The organism is Undibacterium sp. Tian12W, assembly GCF_049339405.1.
In the GTDB taxonomy this organism is placed as follows: Bacteria; Pseudomonadota; Gammaproteobacteria; order Burkholderiales; family Burkholderiaceae_D; genus Undibacterium.
In genome coordinates this window covers 198,353-217,854 of record NZ_JBMPPK010000010.1, presented here as the reverse complement: position 1 = coordinate 217,854, position 19,502 = coordinate 198,353, and the positions used below count along the sequence as shown (strand labels likewise).

21 protein-coding genes are annotated in these 19,502 nt (G+C 51.5%); 11 read left to right on the top strand and 10 right to left on the bottom strand.

Annotated features, from left to right (window positions below; genetic code table 11):
- Positions 1-51: 51 nt before the first annotated feature.
- Positions 52-1,011, top strand: coding sequence for a hypothetical protein (locus tag ACO0LI_RS14680; protein ID WP_423033226.1), 960 nt, complete (start codon positions 52-54; stop codon positions 1,009-1,011).
- A gap of 274 nt (positions 1,012-1,285) precedes the next feature.
- Here the strand turns inward: ACO0LI_RS14680 and ACO0LI_RS14675 are convergent, their stop codons facing one another.
- The gene (locus ACO0LI_RS14675) at positions 1,286-2,437 is read right to left on the bottom strand and encodes a hypothetical protein (protein ID WP_423033224.1); all 1,152 of its coding nucleotides are present in this window, start codon (positions 2,435-2,437) and stop codon (positions 1,286-1,288) included.
- A 225-nt stretch (positions 2,438-2,662) separates the two neighbouring features.
- Positions 2,663-3,691, bottom strand: coding sequence for a saccharopine dehydrogenase family protein (locus tag ACO0LI_RS14670; RefSeq protein ID WP_423033222.1), 1,029 nt, complete (start codon positions 3,689-3,691; stop codon positions 2,663-2,665).
- Between the two features lie 107 nt (positions 3,692-3,798).
- Here ACO0LI_RS14670 and ACO0LI_RS14665 point away from each other — a divergent pair, with 107 nt between their 5' ends.
- The 4 genes from ACO0LI_RS14665 to ACO0LI_RS14650 all read left to right on the top strand — a co-directional run bounded on the left by ACO0LI_RS14665 (position 3,799) and on the right by ACO0LI_RS14650 (position 5,947).
- Positions 3,799-4,392 carry a TetR/AcrR family transcriptional regulator gene (locus tag ACO0LI_RS14665; RefSeq protein WP_423033220.1) on the top strand — a complete coding sequence of 198 codons (594 nt, stop codon included), beginning with the start codon at positions 3,799-3,801 and terminating at the stop codon, positions 4,390-4,392.
- Positions 4,392-4,844 carry a hypothetical protein gene (locus tag ACO0LI_RS14660; RefSeq protein WP_423033218.1) on the top strand — a complete coding sequence of 151 codons (453 nt, stop codon included), beginning with the start codon at positions 4,392-4,394 and terminating at the stop codon, positions 4,842-4,844. The genes ACO0LI_RS14665 and ACO0LI_RS14660 overlap by 1 nt, the downstream gene beginning before the upstream one ends.
- Before the next feature lie 120 nt (positions 4,845-4,964).
- Positions 4,965-5,411, top strand: a complete 447-nt coding sequence (locus ACO0LI_RS14655; RefSeq protein WP_423033216.1) for an NIF family HAD-type phosphatase — start codon at positions 4,965-4,967, stop codon at positions 5,409-5,411.
- Between the two features lie 2 nt (positions 5,412-5,413).
- On the top strand, positions 5,414-5,947 hold the full coding sequence (locus ACO0LI_RS14650; protein WP_423033214.1) for a hypothetical protein: 534 nt from the start codon (positions 5,414-5,416) through the stop codon (positions 5,945-5,947).
- A 7-nt stretch (positions 5,948-5,954) separates the two neighbouring features.
- Here ACO0LI_RS14650 and ACO0LI_RS14645 read toward each other — a convergent pair whose 3' ends face one another.
- The 5 genes from ACO0LI_RS14645 to ACO0LI_RS14625 form a co-directional block, all read right to left on the bottom strand.
- Complete coding sequence (locus ACO0LI_RS14645; RefSeq protein ID WP_423033212.1) at positions 5,955-6,608, bottom strand: YdcF family protein; 654 nt, start codon at positions 6,606-6,608, stop codon at positions 5,955-5,957.
- Between the two features lie 6 nt (positions 6,609-6,614).
- Positions 6,615-7,313 carry a hypothetical protein gene (locus tag ACO0LI_RS14640; RefSeq protein ID WP_423033210.1) on the bottom strand — a complete coding sequence of 233 codons (699 nt, stop codon included), beginning with the start codon at positions 7,311-7,313 and terminating at the stop codon, positions 6,615-6,617.
- Positions 7,310-7,801: a hypothetical protein gene (locus ACO0LI_RS14635; protein ID WP_423033208.1), complete on the bottom strand. Its 492-nt coding sequence runs from the start codon at positions 7,799-7,801 to the stop codon at positions 7,310-7,312. The genes ACO0LI_RS14640 and ACO0LI_RS14635 overlap by 4 nt, the downstream gene beginning before the upstream one ends.
- A 139-nt stretch (positions 7,802-7,940) precedes the next feature.
- A complete protein-coding gene (locus ACO0LI_RS14630) occupies positions 7,941-9,206 on the bottom strand; it encodes a M56 family metallopeptidase (protein ID WP_423033206.1) in 1,266 nt (421 codons plus the stop codon).
- On the bottom strand, positions 9,196-9,573 hold the full coding sequence (locus tag ACO0LI_RS14625) for a BlaI/MecI/CopY family transcriptional regulator (RefSeq protein ID WP_422950881.1): 378 nt from the start codon (positions 9,571-9,573) through the stop codon (positions 9,196-9,198). Before ACO0LI_RS14625 ends, ACO0LI_RS14630 begins: the two co-directional genes overlap by 11 nt.
- A gap of 231 nt (positions 9,574-9,804) precedes the next feature.
- On the opposite strand from ACO0LI_RS14625, the gene ACO0LI_RS14620 reads away from it, so the two are divergent.
- The gene (locus tag ACO0LI_RS14620) at positions 9,805-11,457 is read left to right on the top strand and encodes a glycoside hydrolase 43 family protein (RefSeq protein ID WP_423033204.1); all 1,653 of its coding nucleotides are present in this window, start codon (positions 9,805-9,807) and stop codon (positions 11,455-11,457) included.
- A gap of 94 nt (positions 11,458-11,551) precedes the next feature.
- Here ACO0LI_RS14620 and ACO0LI_RS14615 read toward each other — a convergent pair whose 3' ends face one another.
- Positions 11,552-11,731, bottom strand: a complete 180-nt coding sequence (locus ACO0LI_RS14615; RefSeq protein WP_422950879.1) for a hypothetical protein — start codon at positions 11,729-11,731, stop codon at positions 11,552-11,554.
- Between ACO0LI_RS14615 and ACO0LI_RS14610 the strand changes: the two genes are divergently transcribed.
- From ACO0LI_RS14610 to ACO0LI_RS14595, 4 genes are read left to right on the top strand one after another with little or no spacing between them, the layout of a single operon-like run.
- On the top strand, positions 11,730-12,464 hold the full coding sequence (locus ACO0LI_RS14610; protein ID WP_423033202.1) for a response regulator: 735 nt from the start codon (positions 11,730-11,732) through the stop codon (positions 12,462-12,464). The genes ACO0LI_RS14615 and ACO0LI_RS14610 overlap by 2 nt on opposite strands.
- Positions 12,461-13,993 (top strand): sensor histidine kinase N-terminal domain-containing protein, encoded by a 1,533-nt coding sequence (locus tag ACO0LI_RS14605; protein ID WP_423033200.1) that lies wholly within the window; start codon positions 12,461-12,463, stop codon positions 13,991-13,993. The genes ACO0LI_RS14610 and ACO0LI_RS14605 overlap by 4 nt, the downstream gene beginning before the upstream one ends.
- Entirely contained in the window at positions 13,990-14,256 is a 267-nt protein-coding gene (locus ACO0LI_RS14600; protein WP_423033198.1) for a DUF4212 domain-containing protein, read from the top strand. The genes ACO0LI_RS14605 and ACO0LI_RS14600 overlap by 4 nt, the downstream gene beginning before the upstream one ends.
- Before the next feature lie 4 nt (positions 14,257-14,260).
- The gene (locus tag ACO0LI_RS14595) at positions 14,261-16,297 is read left to right on the top strand and encodes a sodium:solute symporter family protein (protein WP_423033196.1); all 2,037 of its coding nucleotides are present in this window, start codon (positions 14,261-14,263) and stop codon (positions 16,295-16,297) included.
- Positions 16,298-16,484: 187 nt separating this feature from the next.
- Here ACO0LI_RS14595 and ACO0LI_RS14590 read toward each other — a convergent pair whose 3' ends face one another.
- Entirely contained in the window at positions 16,485-17,495 is a 1,011-nt protein-coding gene (locus tag ACO0LI_RS14590) for a GlxA family transcriptional regulator (RefSeq protein WP_423033194.1), read from the bottom strand.
- 106 nt (positions 17,496-17,601) lie between these two features.
- Between ACO0LI_RS14590 and ACO0LI_RS14585 the strand changes: the two genes are divergently transcribed.
- Positions 17,602-18,213: a LysE family translocator gene (locus ACO0LI_RS14585; RefSeq protein WP_422950873.1), complete on the top strand. Its 612-nt coding sequence runs from the start codon at positions 17,602-17,604 to the stop codon at positions 18,211-18,213.
- Positions 18,214-18,295: 82 nt separating this feature from the next.
- Here the strand turns inward: ACO0LI_RS14585 and ACO0LI_RS14580 are convergent, their stop codons facing one another.
- A complete protein-coding gene (locus ACO0LI_RS14580; protein WP_422950872.1) occupies positions 18,296-19,393 on the bottom strand; it encodes an MBL fold metallo-hydrolase in 1,098 nt (365 codons plus the stop codon).
- Between the last annotated feature and the right edge of the window lie 109 nt (positions 19,394-19,502).

Sequence of the window (19,502 nt, the reverse complement as noted above, 5' to 3'; positions counted from 1 at the left end):
ATTGCTTAAAATACTGTGACTTACTCCTATTCTTAAAAAGGAAATATTCCATTGAAAAATTTTCAAAGCCATTTCCTGAGAAAAATAATTTTATCAATCACCTTATTCTCTTTAACTCTGTACTTGATTCCTGCTTTTGCGCAATCGCAAGTAAGCAAGTCAACTGCCAATCAGACAGTATGTCTGAACAGGCTCAGAGACAGGGAAGCCTGCACTGACCCATGGCGTCAAGTTCCTATCAAGTTGCTTGAACTTGCCGACTATCAAACTCAATGCCAGCAAGCAGGCGATCGCGGTGCCTTCGAATATTACGAAGGGGTACTGCGTAAGCTCTGGTATCGATCTGAACAATATGATGCAGCCATTGATCGCGGCATAGCGAGTATAGAAATATCGCTGATGAATGGTGGCCGAGGTGGCGTATATGGTTCGCCCTTCTTTTTGTCCTACCTCGTTCCTCCTGAGATGAGAAAAAAAAATGGCGCAGGTATTTCCGCAGATGGCAATAAAGCACTAATAGATGCCTATGCAGGATTAATTCCAGGTTTCAAGCATTGGGTCAAGGCTGGTATTCCTGTCATTGAGAAAGAACTATGCGCACACAAGGCCAGACTGGCAATTTCTGATGAAAAAAAACTGCTTCAACTGCCAATGGCTACAATGACAGAATTAGAAAAACACACTGAGCAGTTTGGAAAAATTCTTACGCTGGCAGAAAATGTCAGCGCCTGTTCCTCTAGTGCATCCGATGGAATTGAATGGGGTGATTTCTTTGATTTTTATGAAGCTACTTGCGAAGGATGTATTACAGAGATCAGTGATCTGGCCAGGAGGCAGCTTCGTCTGGAAATTAAAGCATACAAACATCTGATCTTGGGAATGGTAAAAATCAGGGCCAAGAATGAGAAACCGCCATCCTGCGAGACGCTGGAAGAGCGAGTCACACATTTTAAAGACCACGTAAAAACACAACTGGTGCGTGGCACTTGGATTCCATTAGATGAAAAGTAGTAAGCCCAGAAACCAAAGATCATGACATCAAACAATTAATCTTCAACATCCCCGGCTGTTGTGTCTTGTTTCCGACGCGGCGATACCAGGCTACTTCCGGCGCATTGTTTTTTTCTACGTCTATCTGCTTCAGCGACATCTGTTTGCCATCATAGAAAATCCTGTCGGCAGCATGAACAGATGTTGCAGCGAGGAGTAGAAGGCAGATGACTGCTTTCTACTTGTTGGTGGGTTTGTTCATTTTTTCATCTTCCTCTTTGTACAGAGCGCAGCCTTAGTCCTTATCGTCCACTGTTAACCTGTTATGCCTGAACCACTCAGCAAAACCCTGATCCTCCAGCGCATAAATGCCGCGCGATTGTTTCCAGACCAGGTTTTTTTCGCGCAGGCCATCAATGGCTGTTTGCACCGTGGCCTTGGATAAGCGCCTGGTTTTGGTGATAGCCATATAGGCCGCCATGGATTCATCAGAAAATGGTATCCAGTATTCGCCCTTGCTGATGAGCACGCTGAGCACGGCTTTTTGTATCGCGGTCAGGGCATCGAACTCGCTGGCGAATTCTTCCCACAGGCGGTTATTGATTTTGCGGGCACCATCTTCGAGTATTTCTGAAAGGCTTTGTGCCTGACCTTCGAGGGCGATGTGGGCGATCAGGTCACGCAGCATTTCTGGCCGGTTTCCCAGCAACTGGAATGCTGCCCACACACTCTCGGCGCGCAGCTTGTTGCCTCTGGCCAGATTGCCATTTGCCCATTTGGTAAAGGCATCGGTGTATGACTTGTTGAGCAAGGGAAAAGCGGTAATGCTGGAACCAAAGAAAGGCTGGGTGCGGTTCAGCACGAGGTGAGCCAGTTTGTCACGGTTGGAACCGGTGAACACCAGCATCAGTGCGGGCAGCTCAGCACTGAGGTTCAGGGTATCGCGCGCTGACTTCAGTGCAAACATGGCATTCAGGCCTGCTGTCGTGCTCAGTGCATGCTGGGCTTCATCGACGATGAGCACGATAGGTTTTTTAACCTGGTGACTGAGCTCGGCAATCACATCTGACAGCGTGACATTGTCTGGCAAACCCGGCTGATTAATGTCAATGGTCAGCGTGCCCATGACATTCACTTTGGACAAGCCCACTGCCTTGGCAGCCTTGCTGATGATGCCCAACGTATCAGCCAGGTGTTTTTTGATGGCCTCGGTAATAATGAGGGCGGGGTCACGTTCTTTGTTGGCCCACAAATCCACATACACAGGCAGCCAGCCGCGTGCACTGATCTCTGGCACCAGATCTTCGCGCAGGAAGGTGCTCTTGCCGACGCGCCTTGGGGCAGCCAGGAATAAACCTGAGCGTGCATCGCTCAAGCCCTTGCCTTGCAACCTGTTGCAAAGCTCCTGCGCCAGCTCAGGGCGGCGAAAAGTAAAGGAAATGCTCATGGCTGACGACCCTTTTTATCTCTGCTTTTTATTTGTACTTACTCTATTATGCTTTATTATGTCCAGATACATAAATTATGTACCAAGACATAATAAAGCATAAATTGCAGCAAATACAAGATATTTTTAAGGTCTTGTCACTGCAAAAGACGATGTATCTACGCCTTTTCAGGTTTAATGCATCTGCGGCACGAGCTAGTAAGCAGTGATGGTTTCAGCCACGAATCATACTGCTTCAAAAGTGCAGACCAGCTCAGGTGCAAGCGCATGCAAAAAGCTGCGTGCATCAAAGACTGCACCTGGCGCATGCGCTCCACTATGCTGTTTCACTTCACCTTGCAAAATCCTCTGCACGGCCTCGCATATCAGTGGCGCAGTGAAGCCATAGATGTCGCGCCCCTGCGCCACCAGTTTGCGGGTTTGCCCATCCTTGCTGGCAATAACATCGACCAGAAATATCTGGGCAGACTTGCCGCTTTCGTCTGCTGCAGCGGGTGGTGGCGTCAGCGGGTCACGTATATCCTGCAGGGCAGACAGATTCAGATAGGTATGCAATTGCCCTATGCTCAAATGTTGTGTCATCAGTATAACTTCCGAGAACGGCACTTCTATCGCATCAAGCCGCCCGAAGGGCTCAGCATAGTCCCAGGCAATTTCAGTTGCAGGCAATGTCATGGGTACCAGCTTGCCATCACTGACCACCAGACGATGTGCTGTATTGCGCGCACCGGTGATGCGCGTGCCTTCGGTAGGGTGCCAGCTGTCGAGGGCGATGCCTATGCGGATGTCATCAACTGCATCCCAGTCGCCAGTTACCGCTGTCGCCAGCAAATCTGCGAGGCCACCGTAAAAGCCCATGGCGGGCATAACCAGCACGCCTGCTTCACGCGCTGGACCATCAAAGTTCTTCAAGGTATCGTGGGCGCTCATTTGCTCTGCGCTGACATCGAGATAATGCACGCGATTGCGTATGGCTGCGGCAGCAAGCTGGTTGGCGGTTTCCAGGAAGGGGCCAGCGCAATTGATCAGGGCCGCGACGCCTTGCAAGGCCTGATCCAGCGCGGCATCATCAGCGATTGAAACGCAGCGAGTCTGGATACCGCGACTTTCAAAGCCAGCAGCGGCCAGCTTGCCGCTATCGCGGGCCAGGGCGACTGGTACCATGCCGCGCCGGATCAGCTCATCCACCACAAAGCGACCGGTATGCCCGGTAGCACCAAAAACAGCAACTTTGTTATTGACTGAGGTATTCATAGTTTGACTCCAAGTTTGTTATTTATTTAATACGATACAGACCGGTATGTTTTATAAGATACATACAGGTCTGTAGCATGTCAAGCGATCATGCTATAATTTTTTCCATGACTACTTCAAAGACCGCCAGCGCATCTGCACCCTCAGAGGTAAAAGAACGCATACTTGAAACAGCTTCCCGGCTTTTCTATAGTCAGGGTGTCAGGGCCGTGGGCGTGGATCTGGTGGCAGAGCAGGCTGACGTCGCAAAAACCAGCATCTATCGTCACTTTGGTACCAAGGACGATCTCATTGCCGCTTTTTTACAACGCGAAGATGAACATTTCTGGCAATGCTGGGGCGATGTCCACCAGCGCCATACTGATAATGCCGCTGCCGAGCTTGACGCGCATTTCCAGTGGATAGGTGAACGCGTGGCCCGCCCTAACTACCGCGGCTGCCCGCAAATCAATGTGGCGGCAGAATTCCCCGACCAGGATCACCCTGCCCGCCAGGTCGCCTACAAGCATAAACATGAGCTGCGGCGCAGACTCAAAGACATCGCCATACGCCTGGATGCCAAACGCCCGGACGAACTGGCGGGCCAGTTGGCGGTGTTGATCAACGGTGCCTTTGTCAGCTCGCAAATGTTTTTTGAAGGTGAAGCCACGGCGCTGTTAACTGCAACAGCACATGCGCTGCTTGCGGCAGCCAAAGCCTGATGGACGAAGGCTTATCCACAGATACTACGATAAAAACCTGCCAGGATTTTTATCGGTACTGGATGCAAAATGCCGGGCTGGAAATGCTGGCCCTGCCAGATGCAGCCAACAGATTACACGCAATTGCGCACCCGTTGCCACTCGCATTGACAGCCCACTATCTTTGCGCCGGCAACAGCCCTGTCAACACTGCATACAATGAACTTTTGCAGCCCGAAGATTTGTATGCAGAACAAGAACATCTGATCTTCATGCACGAGAATCAGGGTGTGGTCGATTGGGGCATATGTCTGCAAGACCTGGCGCAAGATGATCCCATCGTCTGGCAAAGAAATAATGATGACGGAGCATGGTACGCAGAAGATCATCATCTCAGCAGTTTCTTGATGGCTTGCTGGTATTGGGCAGAATTTGGTGAAGACAGACCTGAGGATTTTTTTAAACTTGGGTAGCGTGTTCTGTCGAATGCGCCCTACGCGCCATTGCCTGCCGCAGCTTCGAATACAATGGTGCGCACGGCGCACCCTACAAAAATTACGGTGACATACTAGCGCCTCATCATCTTTCATCAAATGAAAAAAACACCACCTACCGTACTCGCACTTGATCTTGAAGGCACACTGATCTCCAATGCAATGAGCCAGATACCACGTCCTGGCCTGCATGCTTTTCTCGAGCGCTGCGCTGCACTATTCCCACGCCTGGTCATGTTCACGACAGTGAAGGAAGACAAGTTCAGGCAAATCGCCCGCTTGCTGGTGGAAGAAGGCATGGCACCAGCCTGGTATGCCGACATGGAATATGTGCATTGGCATGGCGACACCAAGAATCTGGAATTTGTGCCTGATGCAGCAGTCAGTGACATCATCCTCGTGGATGATTTTGAAATCTATGTGCATCCGGGCCAGGAGGCGCAATGGATGCAGATAGCGTATTTTGATTATCCCTATTCTGAAGACGACAGGGGTTTGTTTGTGATGCTGGAAAAGCTGGAACTGTTGATAAAAGAAAGAGGGTAGAAATGGAAGATTTACAGCTTATCAGCAAATATCTGGAAGAAAAGGGTTTGTTAATTAGCCAGTGCTCAGCTAACTATATCCAAGTCAGTAAATCTGGAGACGCCACAATTAGTTTAAAAATCACAGACTCTCGTTTTAATTTGGGGCGCTGGGATTACACACCGGGGCCCGGTGAAAATGATTTCTCTATCGATATTGACACACTGGATGAGGCAACACTCATCATCTGGAATTATTTCCTCGCTCAACCAACAACAATCGCTGGCTGGAATATTGACCTACACCGTTATCCCTATTGGTCACTGGCACAGATGCAATATCGATTAACAAATCTGGTTCATGTAACCGAAGAGCAGTTTGAAGCCATCAAAGATGAGCGTCAGAAGCGCTTCGATCGCACATCATTAGAATATCTTTCGCGTAACGATATTGCTGAAAAAATGCAATTCATAGATTGCGGCAAAAATCTGGCAAGCGGTGAGAAATTGAAAATAAGGCGTGATATGCAAGAGGCCTACGCGATACACGCGACGTGACGGCATTTTATTTGCAAACCTGATTATTTTCATCAAACAATTCATGCTTCACATAAAAGAAGCTCTCATACAACAACGACTTCGCTTTTGAACGCCAACTGACATAACGACTGGTCGGCGTAGCAACAGAAATAGCATGGAGTTGCAGTTCATTCGCCATCGTCATCGCCCGCTTCATGTGCAAAGGGTCACTGACCAACATTACCTTCTGCAATTGATGCGCGCGCATGAGTTTGCAGGCCTGCATCAGGTTTTGATGGGTATTTTTCGATACCTCTTCGATCAAAATCTTTTCAGCAGGAATACCCTCGGCAATCGCATATTGGCGGGCTGCGGCTGATTCAGAAAGAGTATCGCCTTCGCTCAAGCCACCTGTAAAAATCAGATACTGCACCTGACCGTTTTTGTACAGGTGTATGCCATGCTTGATGCGCTCTGCAAATACGGGTGATGGCCTGTCTTTCCAGACTGATGCGCCTAACACTATCGCCGCATCAGCTTTAATTTTCTCTGGTATGGCAGATTGTTGGGCCAGCATTGCAGGATAAAGAGCAATACTCAGCATGATCTGGATAAAGCCAGCCAGAGCGATGATCAATGCCAGCAACAGAATAAACTTAACGCGGAAGTAACGGCGCACAACAGTAAAATAAAGCTTCACGCTGGCCTACTGCTTTCTTAACACGCGCCAGGGCTTGCTGGTTTTTGGATCGACGGGCACACGTTTTTCATTACTCGCATAATCGTCTTCAAAGACTACCCATGCATCACCACGCCTGACCAGGTACCAGAATGGCAGTTTGCGACCTTCAACACGCAATGGCGTGCCATATAAATCCAGTTCAGACAAATCCAGGGACAATCTGGCTTTATCCGGTTTGCCATTGATGCTGAGCTTGCCGTCTGCGAAACACCATTGCTCTTTTTCTTCGCTGACAAAGCAGCCTTGTATGATGCGTGCCAGATAAAGGTCGGCCTCGTTCTGCTCAAGTGTGCCCAGGCGTTGATACGGCCCCTGCTCTGCCCTGTGCTTGCCGTTACCCACTAACCAGACTTTATCACCTGCTAGGCGCAGGCAATAGGCAGTCTCGTCACCCTCATGCCAGGCCAGGTTTTGTTTGATGCGGCCATCCCTGATACTCAGAGCAACTTGCTGGCTGTCAGTGGCTGTCATGGCCCCTGTCCAGTTGCCATGCTTTTTCAGCAGGCTCAGAAAATGAGTGGTGGTCCAGTAACCGTCGAGCTGGCTCAGGGCGGCGTCGCCTGTGCAAACTTTGGCAGATGCCGCCATGGCAGTGGAAGCAGATAACAGCAACAATGCGACGGCGAGTTTGGTGCAGGTGGTTTGCATGATAAACGGGCTCATTTCATCTCATTGAGATACTTTATCCAGAGTTCAAAATAACGCTTCAATTCTGCCTTGCGTTGATGGGTATCGGCATGGTGCTTCAAAAAATCTGCCTGATTTTGCAACTTGTCAGCCAGTAGCATCTTGCGCACTTCTGGCACGGTCCAGCCTACGTAGATGGCAAGATCAGTTATCTCCCATGCATCGGTATGTGGTTTGCATAAGTAGGCATTGGCTGCGCGACGGTACTTCATCACCAGCATCATCACTTCTGCCGAAAATGAAGATACCATGGACGCATGGGAAGCTAATTCTGCATCTCCTTGAAACAATGGATGTATGCAAAACGCCTTCAAGGCGTCCATGCTGGCATCGAGGCGCATCATGATGTCCAGGCCGTCATCAATGTGCTTCATCAGCAATTCCTGGCTGCGTTCAGCCCGGCGCCCACCGTAAAATTTGCTGATCGCCTGATATTCTGTGCTTGCCTCAAGCGTTTGTTTCACAGCATTTTTTCCTGTCCTGTCAGTCGGTCTCGATCTGATGCATCAACATAAAATTACTTTCGTCGATTTTAACAGAACAGCAAAACCAGGCAGCCCGATAGAGCTTGCCTGATGTCGCACGGATATTAATTTATTCCACTTATTTGACCAGACTAGCCGTCATCGCAATATCAAAGTCCTGCTGCTTGTCTGGCGTTTCTTTTTGCAGCTTCGCTTGCTGGCCCAGGCCTGTAATCAGTTTTGGCTTGGCGATCACTTCATCGCCTTTTTTGACGATCATGTCTATGACGACCGAATTTTTATATTTGTCTCCAGGCGCCGGAGTAAGCGTAAAACTGAAGTCCCATTTTGCCTGACCGTCTTCGGACTGTATGCCGATGGCGGCTGGCGTACCTTGCTTGACTACAACACGGGGTGAACTTTTTATACCAGCAACCTTGATATCCATCGCCACGGAATAACTGCCCACTTCTGACTTGTCCGCGTCCTGGCCAGTCTGTATGGGTGTGGCAACACTGCTCACTGGTGTCGCAGCCCAGGCACTGTAGGCGCTGACGCTGCACAGGCAGCTCAATACTGCGTAGGCGACAACACGTTTCAATTTACTCGGATTGTTCTGTTGCAATTGCATGATTCTCTCCTTTAAGGGATGACGGGAAGGCCAATGGCAGGCCAGGGCACTGGGGGTGACACTTAACTGGGTTTTGAGCATGGCTTCGGCATAGGTGCGCCTGGCCTGTGGCTCTTGCGCAATCACGCTGGCATCGCAGGCCAGCTCCTGGTCGAGGCGAAAGCAGCGGGCGGCGACATGCACGAACGGGTTGAACCAGAACAGGCATTGCAGCAGCGCAAACAGGGTATTGGCAATGACATCGCCACGGCCTTTGTGCACCAGTTCATGGCGGATGATGAGTGCCTGCTCTGCCTCGCTATAACGCTCATAAAAATCGGCGGGGACAATGATCTTTGGTCTGAAGCAGCCTGCCAGCGCCGGGCCGGTATCAACATCGCTGGCGAGATAGACACCCCCGCTCTCGGTCGGCTTGCCGAGCCTGCGCAAGAAATACAGGTGCTGCATGCCAAGCAGGGCCAGCAGACACAGGCTGCCTATGAGCCATACACTGACAAGAATTATTGGCCAGGTGCTGGCAGGCTGTATCTCCAGCAGAGTTGTACCTGAGATTAGCTGGTTAGCAGGAGCCTGCAATTTTTCCGCCATGTCCAGGTATTGCCGGTGCGGCAAAAACATGGCGAGCAGGGAGAGTGGCAAGACCGCCCAGAGCTGGTAGGCAATACCGGCACCTGCCAGTTTGCGCAAGGGATTTCTGACCAGCAGGATCAGCACGATCAGGCCGCTGATGACGAGGCAGGCAAGTATTGCTGGCTGCAAGAAATTACTGATCATCACCGAGCTCCTTGATGAGACGTTTGAGTTCAGCGATATCCTGCTTCGATAATTTCTTTTGTTCGCTGAAATGCGCCACCAGCGGTGCGATGCGGCCATTGAACATGCGGTCGAGAAAACCTTTGCTCTCGGACATCAGCCACTGTTCACGCTGCAGGATGGGCGAATACAAAAAACGCCTGCCATCCTTCTCGGCAGCGATCGCACCTTTTTTAAGCAGGCGGTTCAACAGGGTTTTGACTGTGGCTTCCTGCCAATCCTGTTGCTGCGCCAAAGCGGCGCTGACCTCCTCGGCTGACTGCGGATGCTGTTTCCACAGGGTTTCCATGACTAGCGATTCTGCCTCGCTGATGGCGATGTTTTTCATTGCAGGCTCCAGGGCGAAATTTGCATCAGACATTCATTTACAGATGTAATCGACAATGAATGATTACACGCGTAATCATTGAAGTCAACAAGAAATTGCAATCAGCTGACTTGCGCAACATCCTGATTTTTGCCTTCCATCTGCAAACCATGCTTGCACACCGCGGCTTTGCCCAGCATAATTGGCCTTACCAATTTAAAATTGGTCAACCAAACTCTAAGGTAATGCGTAATGACAAGAAAAGCCGGATTTTTGCCTCAACTGTTGACAGCGTGCCTGCTACTGCCTGTTCTGAATACGCCAGCGCATGCCCAACATGCTGCCCATGCCGACCGGGCCCAATACCAGAACCCCATCATCCATGCCGATTATTCCGACCCCGATGTCATACGTGTAGGCGAGCGCTATTACATGACGGCATCGAGCTTCAATAGTGCGCCCGGCCTGCCTTTGCTGGAATCGGCAGACATGATGCACTGGCAACTGGTGGGCCATGCCCTGCCCCAGCAATTGCCACTCGCTGACTTTGCCAGGCCACAGCATGGCAAGGGTGTGTGGGCACCCTGTTTGCGTTATCACGACCAGCGCTTCTGGATTTTTTATCCCGATCCTGACCAGGGCATTTATGTGATGACGGCAGAAAATTTCAGCGGCCCCTGGACTACACCTCACCTGCTGCTGGCAGGCAAGGGCATCATCGATCCTACGCCCTTGTGGGATGAAGATGGTCAGGCTTATCTGCTGCACGCCTGGGCCAAAAGCCGTGCTGGCATCAACAATATGCTAAGCCTGCACCGCATGAACAAGGAAGCGACACAGATACTGGATACCGAAGGCAAGGTCGTTATCGATGGCAACAAGCTGCCTGGCTACAAGACGCTGGAAGGCCCCAAGCTCTATAAACATCACGGCTACTACTATGTCTTTGCCCCGGCTGGCGGCGTGGAAGAAGGCTGGCAATCGGTATTCCGCTCACGCCATATCGAGGGCCCGTATGAAGACAAGATCGTTATGGCACAGGGCAAGTCAACCACCAATGGCCCGCACCAAGGGGCCTGGGTACAGACGCCAGCAGGCACTGACTGGTTTTACCACTTCCAGGACAAGCGCGCCTATGGCCGCATCGTGCACCTGCAACCCATGCACTGGAAAGATGGCTGGCCCATCATCGGTGACGATGTCAACAATACCGGAACAGGTGAACCCGTGCTCAGACATGCGATGCCGGTATCTGGTATCGTCCCGCAAATACAGCCTGCGACTAGCGATGAATTCAAAGACAGCAAGCTGGGCTTGCAATGGCAGTGGAATGCCAACTGGAAACCAGCATGGTATTCATTGACAGCCAAGCCACAGCACCTGCGCCTGTACACGCAAACGGACAGCAGCTATGCAGAACGCAAGAACCTGTGGGATGTGCCCTCCTTGCTTTTACAAAAACTACCAGCCGAACAATTCACAGTAGATACCAGACTGGACCTCAGCCACCTGCAAAACGGCAGCAGCACTGGCCTCATCATGTATGGCTTTAACTATGCCTGGTTGGGCGTGCGCCAGCAAGACAAGGCAAGACAGTTATTCTTATCGACTTGCGACAAGACAGAAGCAAAATGCGCAGAAGTGGTACGCGCCAGCCTGCCACTGGACAGCAACACAGCCTATTTGCGCATGGTGGTGCAGGCAGGTGGCAAAACGCAATTCTATTACAGCACCGACAATCAGCAATTCAATGCGATTGGCGATGAGTTCACTGCGACGATGGGCCGCTGGGTTGGTGCACAGATGGGTTTGTTCAGCGTACGGCCTGATGCATCACCTTCTGCTGGGGATGATTATGTCGATGTAGATTATTTCAGGGTGACGATAAACAAGCAGTTACCATAATTCAAACGCCCAGGCGGTGCGTCTTGACGCACCAGTTCTGGCTTTGATGTTGTCCACAACTGCTCCCCTGATGCCCTTCAACGACAAATCCTTGTCATGGCGCAAATATATCCCTGCGTAACTCCAGCAAAACCTGATATTGAGGTAAAGTTGATCCTGCACGCGGCGCAAATCTCAGCAACGTGACAAAATAGAAAGAGATGTCGCCGGGTAAAAATCCCTGCATGCTGACATCCGATAACAGAGACAAACCACCGTAAAACGAATTCATCATGCGTATTTTGCTAGCAGAAGACGACAGTGTACTGGCCGACGGTCTGACCCGCTCGCTCAGGCAATCCGGCTATGCCACTGATTGTGTCAATGATGGGGAGGCAGCAGATACTGCGCTGACTACCCAGGACTTTGATTTGCTGATACTTGATTTAGGCTTGCCCAAGTTGAGCGGGCCAGAAGTCTTGCGCCGTTTGCGGGCGCGTAATTCACGTTTGCCGGTGCTGATACTGACAGCGGCAGATTCGGTCGAACAAAGAGTCAAGGGACTGGACCTCGGTGCAGATGACTATATGGCCAAGCCCTTTGCGCTGTCTGAACTCGAAGCACGCGTGCGTGCGCTGACGCGGCGTGGTGCAGGTGGCGGGCCTACCGTCATCAAGCATGGGCCGCTGACTTATGACCAGGTTGGTCGTATCGCTTACATCCATGAACAGATGCTGGACTTGTCTGCGCGTGAGCTGGGCCTGCTGGAAGTGCTGTTGCAACGTACCGGGCGGCTGGTATCAAAAGAACAGCTGGTCGATCATCTGTGTGAATGGGGTGAAGAAGTCAGTAACAATGCCATCGAAGTGTATGTGCACCGCCTGCGCAAAAAAATAGAGGTGGATGGTGTGCGTATAGCCACGGTGCGCGGTCTTGGTTATTGCCTGGAAAAATTCTTTGTTCCTGCAACTGCCCCGGCAACAAGCTCTGCTACTACCACGCCTACCGCCAGCACTGAACAAAAATGAGTCAACAGCCAGGCAGGGACGACAGCGACGCAGCAGCGCCTGACAGCCTGGCTGGCAAGCAGCCCGAAGAAAAAACGCAACGTTCCCTGTTTGGCGAAATCCTTGACTGGATGCTGGCACCGCTCTTGCTGCTATGGCCGATGAGCATCGCCATCACCTACCTGGTGGCAAAATCCATCGCCAACCAGCCCTTTGACCGTGCGCTAGAAGACAATGTGCTGGTACTGTCACAGCAGGTCAAAGAAATAGATGGCAAGGTCGTGACCCAGCTCAGCAATCCTGCAAGGGATATCTTACGGGCAGATGATCTCGACAATATCTATTTTCAGATCAAGATCAGCAAAGACCAGCTCATTGATGGTGACCGTGACCTTCCCGCTCCTATTGAAGAAGACAAACCGACCATAGGTACAGTCCAGTTCAGGAACGCCGTCTTGCGCGGCATAGATATACGCATTGCCTATAGCTATATCGACCTCAACAAGACAGGCAAACCCGGTCCGAATACAGACCCGCATTTAGCCCTGGTACAGGTCGCCGAGACACTGGAAAAACGCGCCCTGCTGGCCAATGAAATCATCAAGGGCGTGATCCTGCCGCAGTTCATTATCCTGCCGATTGCCCTGGCGCTGGTCTGGTTTGCCCTGAGCCGTGGTCTGTCACCCCTGGCAGAACTGCAGCAGCGCATACGCGCGCGCAGGCCAGATGACCTCAGCCCCATCGATTCACGCCATGTGCCGGAAGAGATTACACCCCTCGTCAAATCACTCAATGAAATGCTGGAAAGGCTGGCGCAAACCATCGCTATCCAGAAGCGCTTTATCGCCGATGCAGCACACCAGATGAAAACCCCGCTGGCCGGTTTGCGCATGCAGTCAGAGCTGGCCCTGCGCCAGACTGACCAGCAAGAGATACATCAATCCCTGACACAACTGGCCACCAGTTCAGAAGCAGCGACGCGCCTGGTCAACCAGTTGCTGACACTGGCACGCGCAGAAAACCTGGCGCCGGCCAATCAGCCACGCGAACAGATAGACTTGAACATCCTGGCCCGCAATGTGGTGCAGGACTGGATACAGGCTTCATTCGCAAAAAAAATAGACCTGGGTTTTGAACAGGAAAAAAATGCCGTGCTGATTTTTGGCAGCCCGCTGATGTTGCGTGAAATGCTCAGTAACCTCATTGACAATGCCCTGCGCTATACACCGCAAGACCATAGTGTGACCGTGCGTGTGCGCACCGACCATGAACAGGCACTGGCAGTACTGGAAGTCGAAGACAATGGCCGTGGCATACCGGGTGAAGAACGCGGGCATGTGTTCGAGCGTTTTTACCGCATCCTCGGCAGCAATGTGCAAGGTAGTGGCCTGGGCCTGGCTATCGTGCGCGAGATCGCCAGCCAGCATGAGGCAAGGATAGAAATACTCGACAATCCGCAACCGCAAGACCCGGCCTACCCTGGTTGCGTGTTCCGCATTTCTTTCCAGTTGAATCCTTACGATGAACTTGCCATGGAGGGCTTGTCATGAGTACAGCACCTGAGCAGGCTGGCAGTGTCAGCAAACAATACTGGCGGCATACCCGACGACTGACCGTGGCCCTGATGGCTTGCTGGGCTGTGCTGTGCTTTTGTGTGCTGTTCTTTGCGCGTGAATTGTCCAGCGTGGTTTTCTTTGGCTGGCCGTTTTCTTTTTACATGGCGGCGCAAGGCCTGACGCTGAGCTTTGTGCTGATGCTGGCTATCTATTCACTCAGCATGGGCTGGATAGGCCGCAGGCAGAAAGGAAGCTGATCACATGGGACAAAAAACTTTCACACAAAGATTGACGGTGTATTACCTGTGGTACACGCTGCTGTTTTTCATCTTCCTGATCAGTCTGGCCATTCTCGAAAAAGAAGGTGTGCCGCGCGCCTGGATAGGTTATCTGTTCATGTTTGCCACCATCGTGCTATATGCAGGCATAGGCGTGGTCAGCCGTACGGCTGACATCAGCGAATATTATGTCGCCGGGCGGCGCGTGCCTGCGGTTTTCAATGGCATGGCAACGGCGGCAGACTGGATGTCTGCTGCGAGTTTTTTAAGCCTGGCGGGCGGCCTGTATTTGCAGGGCTTTGATGGCCTCGCCTACATCATAGGCTGGACCGGCGGCTTTTGCCTGGTGGCGATGCTGATCGCACCTTATCTGCGCAAGTTTGGCCAATACACAATCCCAGATTTTCTAGGTGCACGCTTTGCAGGTAACCCAGAAAACAATATGGTCAGGATACTGGCAGTCATTGCCACGGTATTCATCTCCTTTATTTACGTGGTCGCGCAAATCTATGGCGTGGGCCTGATCACTTCGCGCTTTACCGGTGTGGATTTTTCTGTCGGCATCTTCCTCGGTCTGGCCAGCATACTGGTGTGTTCTTTCCTCGGTGGCATGCGTGCGGTGACCTGGACCCAGGTTGCGCAATACATCATCATCATTATCGCCTTCCTGATCCCGGTTGCCTGGCTGTCAGTCAAACACACCAATAACCCGGTCGCGCCGCTCTCGTACGGGGCGGTGCTGCCTGAGCTGGTCAACAAGGAAAAGATTTTTGAGTCAGATCCAAGGGAAAAAGAAGTCAGGGCCATTTACCGCCAGCGTGCCGACGAGCTGCAAAAGAAAATTCAACAATTACCGCAATCATGGGAAGATGGCCGTTTTGAATTGCAGCACAAACTCGAAGAATTAAAATCAGGCAATGCCTCGCTGCTGGATATCAAAGCCGCCAGCCGGGTGTTGGCGAATTATCCCAAAACGCCGCAAGAGGCACAAAACCGCTGGAACGACATACGCAATAACTACCTGAGTAAATCGCAACCCGGCTTCTCCAAATATACTCCCTACGCTGCCAAAGACCAGAAAGAGTCTGACAGCAAACGCAATAATTTCATGGCACTGGTACTGTGCCTGATGATGGGCACCGCAGCCCTGCCCCATGTGCTGGTGCGCTACTACACCACGCCCTCGGTCAAGGAGAGCCGCGATTCAGTATTCTGGTCACTGTTCTTTATCATGCTGCTGTACATCACGATACCGGCACTGGCGATACTGGTTAAATACGATATCTATAATTCCCTGGTCGGCACAGAATTTTCCAAACTGCCCGCCTGGGTCACTTACTGGGCCAATATAGACCGCAACAACCCACTCGTGAATATCACCGACATCAACCATGACGGCATAGTCCAGCTCGCCGAGATTGTGCTTGATGGTGACATCGTCGTGCTGGCCACACCCGAGATTGCCGGCCTGCCCTATGTGGTATCTGCACTGGTGGCAGCTGGTGGCCTGGCAGCTGCCCTCTCTACTGCAGATGGCTTGCTGTTGACGATATCGAATTCCCTGTCGCACGATATCTACTACAAGATCATAGACCCGCAAGCCTCAACACAAAAACGGGTGACGATATCCAAGCTGCTGTTACTGGTGGTGGCACTGGTGGCGGCCTATGTGGCTTCGCTCAAGCCTGCCGATATTTTGTCACTGGTAGGTGCGGCATTTTCAGTGGCTGCATCAGCGCTATTCCCCTGCCTGGTACTGGGCATATTCTGGAAGCGTGCGAACCGCCAGGGTGCCATCTGCGGCATGATTGCTGGCTTTGTAGTGTGCGTGTTTTATATGCTGTATACCCACCCCATATTTGGTGGCAGCCCGGCAAATCAGTGGTTCAGCATCGCACCTATATCGGCAGGTGTATTCGGTGTCCCGGCAGGGTTCATCACCATGCTGGCAGTGAGTTTTTTTACGCCCAGGCCGGATCAGAAGACCTTGGATCTCGTGGATTTTATACGGCAGCCTTGAGAGCGGAACATGTCTGGCAATAATAAAAGCGAGAATGTAGAGTGCGTTGTAACGCGCCGTATGTATGCGACGCACACGGCACAGATTATTTCCTCAGTATGCAATGATCTCATGCGGCGCATTACAATGCGCCCTACGTCACGGTATTTCTGCACTCATGTTTGTTGATCACAGTACAGATGTGCAGCTATAAGTCTGACGGCATACCCGGTGATGCTTTTCGAAATTGCGCAGGCGACATACCAAAACGCTTGCGAAATATCTTCCCCAGATAACTGACATCGGCTATGCCAGCCTCATCTGCAATAACAGCAATACTGTGGGCAGAATTAAGCAAGCGCCATTGCACATGCTGCAGGCGCAACTCATTCCAGTAATTCTTTGCCGTCATGCCATGCTCAGACAAAAACTGGCGATCCAGCTGCCGCCTGCTGATGCCGACCATGCCCGCAAGTTCATCGATGGTCTTGCTGGCGCTGAGCAGGCTGCGCATCAGGGCAATGGCACGACCTGTATGGCGGTTCGTTGCAGCTTCTATATCAAGTGAGCGCAACTCATGACTGCTGCTGCGTGCTTCATCGACCAGCATGTCGGCCAGGCCCTTCAGCGCACGGCTGCGGCCACAGGCACGCGCCAGCATTTCTATCGCCAGGTCTATCGCTGCCATGCCACCGGCGCATGAAATGCGTTCACCGCGCTCGCCATCAAAACAATACATCTGCCCGCTGACGACTTCTATGCGTGGGAATGATGCACGGAATTCAGCTTCATGCCGCCAGTGCAAGGCAACTTTATGGCCATTCAGCAAGCCACAGGCGGCCAGCAGAAAGCAGGCATTATCAATACAGACCAGTTTCACGCCATGCCCTGCCGCTTTACGCAGAAAGTTTTTGTAGCGTGGTGCCAGCGCCTGCGTTGCCTGCGCGTTTCTGCCACCAAAAACCACCAGATAATCAAAGTCTGCATAATTAATTTCTGCCGGCGTAAGCTGGACTTGTACATCGATGCCACTGCTGGATTTGATACTGCCAGCTTCCAGTCCCAGGATTTGCCAGGTGCAATAGCGCTGGCGGCTGTAGTCTGCCTCATCTGCGGTAAAGCGCAGCTTATCCAAAAATCCCCCGAACGGCAGCATCGCAAATTCAGGCAAAGGCATAATCAGCAGGCGTATGTCTGCCACAGCCGTTTCAGTACGCATATATGTTGGCACAATCGATGTCTATAATTTACCCTAATAAGTCCAGATAATACCATTTATAAAACATGATACTGTTTACACTGATTGCATAGAAACGGGAGAAAACATGGCATTGAGCATCTGGATTATTTACGCCATCACAGTACTGGGACTGTCGCTGACACCTGGCCCAAATGGCTTGCTTGCAATGACACATGGCGCGATGTATGGCGCAAGAAAAGCCTTGTGGACCATCACTGGCGGCGTGGTGGGTTTTACTGCCCTGATTGCCTTGTCCATGTTTGGGCTCGGCGCCTTGTTACAGGCATCTTCACATGCCCTGCTGGTGCTCAAGATAGGCGGCGGGCTTTATCTGGTCTGGCTGGGCATACAGTTATGGCGCGCACCCGCCCTGCATCTCTCGCTGAAAGACAACAAGGGCAGTGCGCACGGATACATTCTGTTCCGCACCGGCTTGCTGACCGCCATTGCGAATCCAAAAGTGATCCTGTTCTATGGCGCTTTCTTGCCGCAGTTTATTGATCTACAGCGCTCTTTGCTGACGCAATTCCTGATCATGACGGTGACATTTGCGGGCATGGAATTTGTGGTCGAATGCCTGCTGGCCAGATTGGCCCACCAGCTACGCCCCTGGCTGGAGCGAGGCGAGAAACTTTTTAACCGATCGTGCGGGACTTTGTTTGTGCTGGCTGGCGCTGCCTTACCCATAATCAAGTAAGGCCAGATTTTTGATTAAAAAAACCCGGCCTGCCTTGTAGCCATATTCTGTGTAGATGTATCTGTATAAGCGTATCTGGTAATCAATCAGCCAGCACAGACTGCAAAGACACAGGCTTGCTGGCCTGCGCCATGGGGAACAACCACCAGCGCATGCCGGTTTGTGGTTCAGCGATATCGACTTCTTCACCCATCTGCGGCGTACTGATACGCACATTATGCTGCTTGGCCAGCGCGACAATGCGCTCGAACGGCTCAAACCAGCTATGCAGTGATAAATCAAAAGTGCCGTTATGGATGGGCAGCATGGTTTTGCCACGCAAATCAATATGAGCCTGCAGCGATTGTTCAGGCTGCATGTGGACATCAGGCCACATCTTGTTATATGCACCGGTTTCTATCATGGTCAGGTCAAACGGGCCGTATTTGTCGCCTATCTCTTTGAAGCCCTTGAAGTAGCCGGTGTCGCCACTGAAAAATATTTTCAGTTCAGGCGTGAGTATGCTCCATGATGCCCACAGAGTCTGGTCACGGTCATGCAAACCACGGCCAGAAAAATGCTGGGCAGGTGTGGCGACAAACTGCGTGCCATTGATCCAGGTGCTTTGCCACCAGCCAAGTTGCTGAATTTTGTCGGCAGCTATACCCCATTTGATGAGACGGTCACCAACACCTGTCGGCGTCAGGATGTGCTCGGTCTTTTTCGCCAGTTGCAAAATAGCGGCATAATCAAGGTGATCATAATGATCATGCGACAGGATGATACCCTTGATAGGCGGCAGGTCTGCAATGCTGATTGGTGGCTGGTGAAAACGTTTTGGGCCCATCCACTGGAAGGGCGATGCACGCTCAGAAAACACAGGATCAGTCAGCCAGAATTCGCCTTGCAACTTCATCAGCATGGTTGAATGGCCGAGGCGATAGAGGCTATTGTCTGGCGCGGCCAGCAACTGCTCTTGAGTCAGCTCAAACACGGGAATGCTGCCACCCGGTACAGTGTCTTTGGGCTTGTCAAAGAAAAATTTCCACATGATTTTGAGATTGCCCCACAAGCCGGGTTCGCGCATCTCTTTGTCATTGACAAAACCGCCTGTAGTAGCGGGAGCCGGTGTTGCAGGCGTAATTGCAGAAGCAACGACGGGTAAATTCTGGGCATTGCTGGGGTAAGAAACATAAGCCATGATGATCAACACTCCTGTCATGAAGAGACTGAATACAAACCGCGAAATTCGGGGCATAAATGATTGCGCCTGGTGACTGCACAAAACTACATAAGAAAAATACTGCATC